7 protein-coding genes are annotated in these 7997 nt (G+C 63.5%); 5 read left to right on the forward strand and 2 right to left on the reverse strand.

Features of this window, described 5'->3' with window-relative positions; genetic code table 11:
• Window positions 1-109: 109 nt before the first annotated feature.
• Window positions 110-499, forward strand: coding sequence for a RidA family protein (locus V6767_RS08865; protein WP_448473127.1), 390 nt, complete (start codon window positions 110-112; stop codon window positions 497-499).
• A 30-nt stretch (window positions 500-529) separates the two neighbouring features.
• Here V6767_RS08865 and V6767_RS08870 read toward each other — a convergent pair whose 3' ends face one another.
• Both V6767_RS08870 and V6767_RS08875 read right to left on the reverse strand, forming a co-directional pair.
• Window positions 530-1435, reverse strand: a complete 906-nt coding sequence (locus tag V6767_RS08870) for a sugar kinase (RefSeq protein WP_448473128.1) — start codon at window positions 1433-1435, stop codon at window positions 530-532.
• Complete coding sequence (locus tag V6767_RS08875; protein WP_448473129.1) at window positions 1432-2115, reverse strand: GntR family transcriptional regulator; 684 nt, start codon at window positions 2113-2115, stop codon at window positions 1432-1434. Before V6767_RS08875 ends, V6767_RS08870 begins: the two co-directional genes overlap by 4 nt.
• A gap of 75 nt (window positions 2116-2190) precedes the next feature.
• Here V6767_RS08875 and uxaC point away from each other — a divergent pair, with 75 nt between their 5' ends.
• The 4 genes from uxaC (at window position 2191) to typA (ending at window position 7853) form a co-directional block, all read left to right on the forward strand.
• A complete protein-coding gene (gene uxaC, locus V6767_RS08880) occupies window positions 2191-3594 on the forward strand; it encodes a glucuronate isomerase (RefSeq protein ID WP_448473130.1) in 1404 nt (467 codons plus the stop codon).
• Between the two features lie 117 nt (window positions 3595-3711).
• Window positions 3712-3990 (forward strand): FeoA family protein, encoded by a 279-nt coding sequence (locus V6767_RS08885; protein WP_448473131.1) that lies wholly within the window; start codon window positions 3712-3714, stop codon window positions 3988-3990.
• Window positions 3991-4071: 81 nt separating this feature from the next.
• Entirely contained in the window at window positions 4072-5910 is a 1839-nt protein-coding gene (gene feoB, locus V6767_RS08890; protein ID WP_448473132.1) for a ferrous iron transport protein B, read from the forward strand.
• A 119-nt stretch (window positions 5911-6029) separates the two neighbouring features.
• Window positions 6030-7853: a translational GTPase TypA gene (gene typA / locus V6767_RS08895; protein ID WP_448473133.1), complete on the forward strand. Its 1824-nt coding sequence runs from the start codon at window positions 6030-6032 to the stop codon at window positions 7851-7853.
• The last annotated feature ends 144 nt before the right edge of the window (window positions 7854-7997 follow it).

Consider the following 7997-nt stretch of genomic DNA (forward strand, 5'->3'; position numbering starts at 1 on the left):
ATCGCCGTCCGCCAGTTCGGATGCGCGAGAACACAAAATATCGCATGCCCGGCGAAAGCGCCGGGCATCGTTGCAATCACGGGTCACGGCAGTATTCGGAGGCGGTTTCATGAAAAAGAGCATCAACCCAAACGGCGTGCGCAAACCCTTCGGAAATTACAGCCACGGGCTTTACGTGCCGCCCGGCGCGGGGCTGCTGGTCACCTCCGGCCAGCTCGGCATCGGCACGGATGAGGTCATCCCGCGTTCGGTCAAGGGCCAGGCGGAGCTCTGTTTCGAAGCGATCGGTAAGATCCTCGCCGAGGCCGATATGGGCTTCGAGGACGTGATCCGCATCAACGGCTATGTGACGATGCGCGAGGATTTCCCGGCCTATATGGAGGTGCGCGACAAGTACATTTCCGATCCCCTGCCCGTCTCCACGCTGCTGATCGTCTCCGGCTTCACCCGCGCCGAATTTCTGGTCGAGGTCGAGGTGACGGCGGCCAAGGTCCCGTAACCGCGGCGACCTGAACGCAGACCTGCCCCCTCACGCAACCGCGTCAGCCACCAGCGCGCCGCGCGCTGCAATGACGCGGGCGGAAAGGGCTGCGGCCCGGCTGATGGCGTCGGAGAGACTTTCGCCCCGCGCCAGCGCCGCGATCAGACCGGCATTGAAACTGTCGCCCGCCGCCGTGGTGTCGACCACGTTTTCGGCCGGCGTCGGCTGGAAGGTGATCGCGCCCTCTGCTCCGGACCGGGCATGGATCGTATCGACGCCGTTCTTGACCACCACCGTCTTGACGCCGAGCGCGCGATAACGCGCGATCGTCGCCTCGGGACTGTCATCGCCGAACACCGCGCCATCTTCATCGAACGACGGCAGCACCATGTCGCTAACCGCCGCAGCCCGCATGATGGTCTCCGCCATCACCGCGCGCGAGGGCCACAGCCTGAGACGCATATTGGGATCGAAGGCAATCACCGCGCCCGCCTTGCGCGCCTCGGCCAGCACATCCAGCAGCGTGCCGCGATCTGCCTCGTCGACAATCGCCATGGTGATGCCGGAAAACAGGACAAGGTCTCTCTCCCGTACCGCCGCCTCAAGCGCAGTGCGATCGGCGGCGAGCCGTTTGGCGGCGGACTGGCCGCGCCAGTAGGAAAACGAGCGCTCGCCATCCTTCAGCGCGATCATGTAGAGGCCGACCGTGCGATCCTCGATCCGGCGGATGCAGCCGGTCCCGACGCCCGACCGCTCCATGAAATCGAGCATCTCGCCGGAGACGGCATCCGTGCCGACGGCGGTGAAATAATCAACCGTGCCGCCTTCAGGCAAAAGCTTCGCCAGATACCATGCCGCGTTGAAGGTGTCGCCGGCAAAGCCGCGCGTATAGGCGCCATCGGCGCGCGGGGCCATTTCGACCATGCATTCGCCGATGCTGAGAATGTTTTTCATATCTGTTCCTGATCGAAGAAACCGGGATGGGACTTGTGGATGCGCGCGATGCTGCCGGCGATCCGGGAAAGGTGATGACGCATGGCCGCGACGGCGGCATCGGCATCCCGCGCCTTGATCGCGCCGACGATGGCGCGGTGCTCGGTCAGCGCATCATGGGCGGTGAAGGACAGCGAGAGCAGCCGGATGCGATCCATATGGGCCTTATGCTCGCGGATCAGCGTCCAGGCATATTCATGGCCTGCCAGCGCGCAGATCTGGCGATGAAGCTCGTCATCGAGACGGTGGAAGCCCATCCGGTCATCGGCCTGCACGGCTCTCGCCTGCTCCGCGAGCAATGCGTCGAGCCTGTCGAAATCCTCGTCCGTTCCCTGCTCCGCGGCGGCCATGACGGTCGCCACCTCCAGCGCCGTGCGAATGAACAGCGCCTGCATCACCGCCTCGACCGAAATGGGCGCGACGAGCGTGGCGCGCTGCGGCCTGACCAGCAGAAAACCCTGCTGCGACAGCCGGTAAAAGGCATCGCGCACCGGCTGGCGCGATACGCCAAGCGTGCGCGCGACCTCGGCTTCCGAAAGCTTGGTGCCGGGCGGCAAGTCATTCTCGATGACCTGGCGGTAGAGCCTGTCATAGATCAGGTCGGTCACCGTCTGCCGGGGCTGGTCGATACTGGCCACCATGCGGCCTCCGTTGACACTTCTTACATACTAACATATTAGTTTTGACACGAATTGCAATGCGCCAGGGAGCCGCGAATGCTCGACAATGACCGTCTTTTTCCGCTCGAACCGAAGGTGCGGGATCTGGCGCGCGCGCTTTATCGCGAAGTCAGCAGGCTGCCGATCATCAGCCCCCACGGCCATACCGATCCGCGCTGGTATGCCGAAAACGAACCGTTCCCGGATCCTGCGCAACTGTTCGTCGTGCCCGATCACTACGTTTTCCGCATGCTGTGCTCGCAGGGCATTGCGCCGGAGAAACTCGGCGTTGCCCGCATTGATGGCGGTGCCAGCGAGACCGACAGCCGCGCGATCTGGCGGCTTTTCGCTGAAAATTTCTACCTGTTCCGGGGCACGCCCAGCCGGGGCTGGCTTGAACATGCCTTCGAACATGTCTTCGGCCTGACCAAGCGGCTGGGGCCTGACACGGCGGATGAATTCTACGATCACATCGACGATTGCCTGAAGCGACCGGAATTCCGCCCGCGCGCGCTGTTCGAGCGGTTCAACATCGAGGTGATCGCCACCACCGAAGACCCGCTCGACGATCTGAAATGGCATCGGCAAATCCGCGAAAGCGGCTGGACCGGCGGGCGCGTGATCACCGCCTATCGCCCCGATCCGGTGGTTGATCCCGATTTCGAGGGCTTTGCCGAAAATGTGGAAAAACTCGGCGCGATCACCGGGCTCGATACCACCAGATACGACCAATATCTCGACGCCCATCGCATGCGCCGGGCCTATTTCAAAGAGTTCGGCGCGACCAGCACCGATCACGGCCACGCCACCGCCCGCACCGAGGACCTGCCGAAAGCGGACGCCGCCGCGCTGTTTGAAAAGGCGCTGAAGGGCGCGTGCAGCGCGGATGAGGCGGACGCCTTCCGCGGCCAGATGCTGACAGAGATGGCCCGGATGAGCATCGAGGACGGTCTGGTGCTGCAGATCCATCCGGGTTCATTCCGCAATCACTCCGTGCCGATGATGGCCCGGCACGGCCGCAATGTCGGCTTCGATATTCCAGTCCAGACCAGCTATGTCGAGGCACTGCGCCCGCTGCTGAATGCCGTCGGCATGGAGCCCTCGCTCAGCATCATCCTGTTCACGCTGGACGAAACCGCCTACACCCGCGAGCTCGCGCCGCTTGCCGGCGCGTACCCTTCGCTGAAGCTTGGTCCGGCATGGTGGTTCCATGACAGCCCCGAGGGTATGCGCCGCTACCGCGAGATGACCACCGAGACGGCGGGCTTCTACAACACCGTCGGCTTCAACGACGATACCCGCGCCTTCTGCTCGATCCCCGCCCGCCACGATGTCGCCCGCCGCGTCGACTGCGCCTATCTGGCAACGCTGGTGGCAACCGGCCGGCTGGACGAGGACGAGGCCCCGGAAGTCGCCCGCGACCTCACCTACAATCTGGTCAAACGCGCCTACAAGCTGTGATCATGCGGCAAACCGCATATATTTCAGAAATTTAATTATACCTTCCCACGATACTCACCTATTGCCGCCATAAAGCTGCCGTGTCATAGAAGCGTGACAACGTCAGGGAAGCGAACCATGCAAGACCCGATCATGATGTCGGCCGAAGAGGGCCGGATCGTATCGCTGGAAAGCCTTGCGCCCGGCGAAAGCGGGACTGTCGAAATCATCGACGCCGGCGGTCACGAAAACGGGCTGGCGGTGCGGCTGAGGGCGATGGGCCTTTCAAGCCCGCATCAGGTGATGGTGGTCCGGCGCGGCTGGTTTGGCGGCCCGCTGGTGGTGCGCGCCGGTAAGGCGACCGAGATCGCCATCCGCCGTTCGGAGGCGGCGCTGGTCAAGGTTCGAAAGCTTTAAACGATGATGCCGAAACGGCACGCCGGGTCAAATTGCCGGACGATCTCGCCCGGTCCTGCACTTTGAAGACCGGAACGCACGATGACCCATTGCTCCCCGGCTGAAGCCGACCTTTCCCGTAATGATATCCCGCGCATCGCGGTCATCGGCCAGCCCAATACCGGCAAGTCGATGCTCTACAACCGGATCACCGGCGCGAGCGCCCATGTCGGCAACTGGCCGGGCATCACCGTGTCGCTATCGAATGCACGGGTGCGGATCGGCGGCCGGATGGTCGAGGTGGTGGACCTGCCCGGCATCTATGATCTCGAAGGCTTTTCCGAGGACGAGACCGTCGTTGCCGACTTCCTGCAGAATTATCCCGTCGACCTCGTCATCATCGTCGTCAATGCCAGCCAGATCGACCGCCAGATCCTGATGCCGTTGCAGGTCAAGCTGCTCGGACTGCCCGCCGTGGTGATGCTGAACATGGCCGACGAGGCCCGCCGCAACGGGATCGCGATCGATACGCAGGCACTGTCGGCGCGGCTTGGCCTGCCGGTGCATCTGATCAGCGCCAAATATGGCGAGGGCTATCCGGAGGCGCTCACCTCGGTCGCCGCCACGCTTGCGGACCATGAGGGCATGCCGGCAAGGCTTGCCGGTTACGATACGCTGCGCGCCACGCTGATGACGCCCGAAACGCTGGCCAAGACAATCGATGGCGCTGTCCACTACCCGGAAACGCCGCCGAAGACGATGACGGAGCGCCTCGACCGGGTGCTGCTCCATCCGCTTTTCGGCCTGCCGCTGTTCTTCGCGGTGATGCTGGTCGTCTTCTACATCGTCTGGGCGCTCGGCCTGCCCTCGCAAGACGCGGCCGGCGTCGTCACCGACTGGATCCAGGCGCATATCCTCGCCCCGGCGCTCGATCTCGGACCGGCATGGCTGAAGAACTTCGTCATCAACGGCATCTGGCTCGGCGTCGCCACCGTCGCCTCGTTCATCCCGCTGATCATGCTGTTTTTCTTCTTGATGGCGGCGGTGGAGGACTCGGGCTATCTCTCGCGCGCGGCCTATCTGATGGATACGTGGATGCGCCGCGTCGGCCTCGACGGCCGTTCCTTCGTGATGCAGATGATGGGTTTCGGCTGCAACGTGCCGGCGCTGATGGGCACCCGCGTGATGCGCTCGCAGCCGCTCCGGCTGCTGACCATGCTGATCGTCCCGTTCTCGCTCTGCTCGGCGCGGCTCGCGGTGTTCGTGTTCATCATCGCCGCCGTGTTTCCGCCGGCGCAGGGGCCGCTGGTGCTGTTTTCGTTCTATATCATCAGTTTCGTCGCCGCCTTCCTCGCCGCCGCGATCTTCTCGCGCTCGAAACAGTTCAAGAATACCGAGCCCTTCGTGCTGGAACTCCCGCCCTACCGGGTGCCGACGCTCAGACAGGTTTGGCTGCGTGGCTATGGCGAACTCCGCATCTTCCTGCACCGCGCCACCAATTTCATCATCGTCGGCACGATTGCGGTCTGGTTCCTGACCAATTTTCCGACGGATGCGACGGGGCTTGATACCTGGGGCGGAAAGCTCGGCGAATTCCTCCAGCCGGTGATGGCGCCCATAGGCATCAATCCCTATCTGACGCTCGCGCTGATCTTCGGCTTTATCGCCAAGGAAGTGGTGATCGGGTCGCTCTCGACCATCTACGCCATGTCCGCCGGCCTGGTCGCCCACCAGATCGGCCTCACCGTCTCGCCGGTGGCGGCCTATTCCTTCTGCCTGTTCTGCCTGCTCTACACGCCCTGCCTGACCACGGTCGCGACCGTGCGCGCGGAAAGCCGCTCGACAATGTTCATGGTGTTTTCGCTGGTCGTGTCGCTGGTTTACGCCTGGCTCGTCGCCTTCGTATTCTACCAGGGCGCGCTGCTTCTGGGCTTCGGCTGAAGCCTGCCACAAAACATTCTCTTTCGTTTTGGTCAAAATATGTGTAAGAGCGCCCCCATGAGTACCGGGCGCTCCTCCCCAGAACATTGACTGCGCCCCAGCCCCAGAGATCTAAAAATATGGCACTTCGCAACATCGCGATCATCGCGCACGTTGACCATGGCAAGACGACCCTTGTCGACGAGCTTCTGAAACAGTCCGGCGCATTCCGCGAAAACCAGCGCGTTGACGAGCGCGTGATGGACTCGAACGACCTCGAAAAAGAGCGCGGCATCACCATTCTCGCCAAGGCGACCTCGGTTGTCTGGAAGGACACCCGCATCAACATCGTCGACACCCCCGGCCACGCCGACTTCGGCGGTGAGGTCGAGCGCATCCTTTCGATGGTGGATGGCGCGATCGTGCTCGTCGACGCCGCCGAAGGCCCGATGCCGCAGACCAAGTTCGTGGTCGGCAAGGCGCTGAAGGTCGGGCTCCGCCCGATCGTCGCGATCAACAAGATCGACCGCCCCGACGCCCGCGCCGATGAAGTCGTCAACGAGGTCTTCGACCTGTTCGCGGCGCTGGACGCCACCGACGAGCAGCTCGATTTCCACATTCTCTACGGCTCCGGCCGCGCCGGCTGGATGAACACCTCGCCGGAAGGCCCGAAGGACCAGGGCCTCGGCCCGCTCCTCGATCTCGTTGTCGATCATGTTCCGGCGCCGAAGGTTGCCGAGGGTGCGTTCTCGATGATCGGCACGCTTCTGGAAGCCAACCCCTATCTCGGCCGCATTATCACCGGACGCATCCATTCCGGCACGATCAAGCCGAACCAGGCCGTCAAGGTGCTGGGCCAGGACGGCAAGACCGTCGAGACCGGCCGCGTCTCGAAGATCCTCGCCTTCCGCGGCATCGAGCGCCAGCCGATCGAGGAAGCCCAGGCGGGCGACATCGTCGCGATCGCCGGCCTTTCCAAGGGCACGGTTGCCGACACGTTCTGCGATCCGTCGGTCACCACGCCGCTGACCGCCCAGCCGATCGACCCGCCGACGGTGACGATGTCCTTCATCGTCAACGACTCGCCGCTCGCCGGCACCGAGGGCGACAAGGTGACGAGCCGCGTCATCCGCGACCGCCTGTTCAAGGAAGCCGAAGGCAATGTCGCGCTGAAGATTGAGGAGGCCGAGGGCAAGGATTCGTTCTACGTTTCCGGCCGCGGCGAATTGCAGCTCGCTGTCCTGATCGAGACCATGCGCCGCGAAGGCTTCGAGATTGCCGTATCGCGTCCGCGCGTCGTCATGCACAATGACGCGGAAACGGGCCAGTTGATGGAGCCGATCGAGGAAGTCGTCATCGACGTCGATGAGGAGCATTCCGGCGTCGTCGTGCAGAAGATGGCCGAACGCAAGGGCGAGATGGTCGAACTGCGCCCGTCGGGCGGCGACCGCGTGCGCCTGCGCTTCTTCGCGCCCACCCGTGGCCTGATCGGCTACCAGTCGGAGCTTCTGACCGACACCCGCGGCACGGCGATCATGAACCGCCTGTTCCACGACTACCAGCCCTACAAGGGCGAGATCGGCGGCCGCAGCCAGGGCGTTCTGCTGTCCAACCAGGCCGGCGAGGCTGTCGCCTACGCCATGTTCAACCTGGAAGATCGCGGTCCGATGATCATCGAGCCGGGCGACAAGGTCTATGCCGGCATGATCGTCGGCATCCACACGCGCGACAACGACCTCGAGGTCAACGTGCTGAAGGGCAAGCAGCTTACCAACATCCGCTCTGCCGGCAAGGACGAAGCGGTGAAGCTGACCCCGCCGATCCGCATGACGCTCGACCGGGCGCTCTCCTGGATTCAGGACGACGAGCTGATGGAAGTCACCCCGAAGTCGATCCGCCTGCGCAAGATGTATCTCGATTCCAACGAGCGCAAGCGTTTTGAGAAGGCCCGCGCTGCGGGCTGAAACAGCGACGATACGGACCTGAACGAACCCGGCCCCAGCGGCCGGGTTTTTTGTGACACCTCGCCGCATAGCCCCCAACCAATCTCCCTCCCTTGAGGGGGAGATGTCGCGAAAGCGACAGAGAGGGGTAAAGGGCGCAAGCCC

The organism is Martelella sp. FLE1502 (assembly GCF_053484255.1).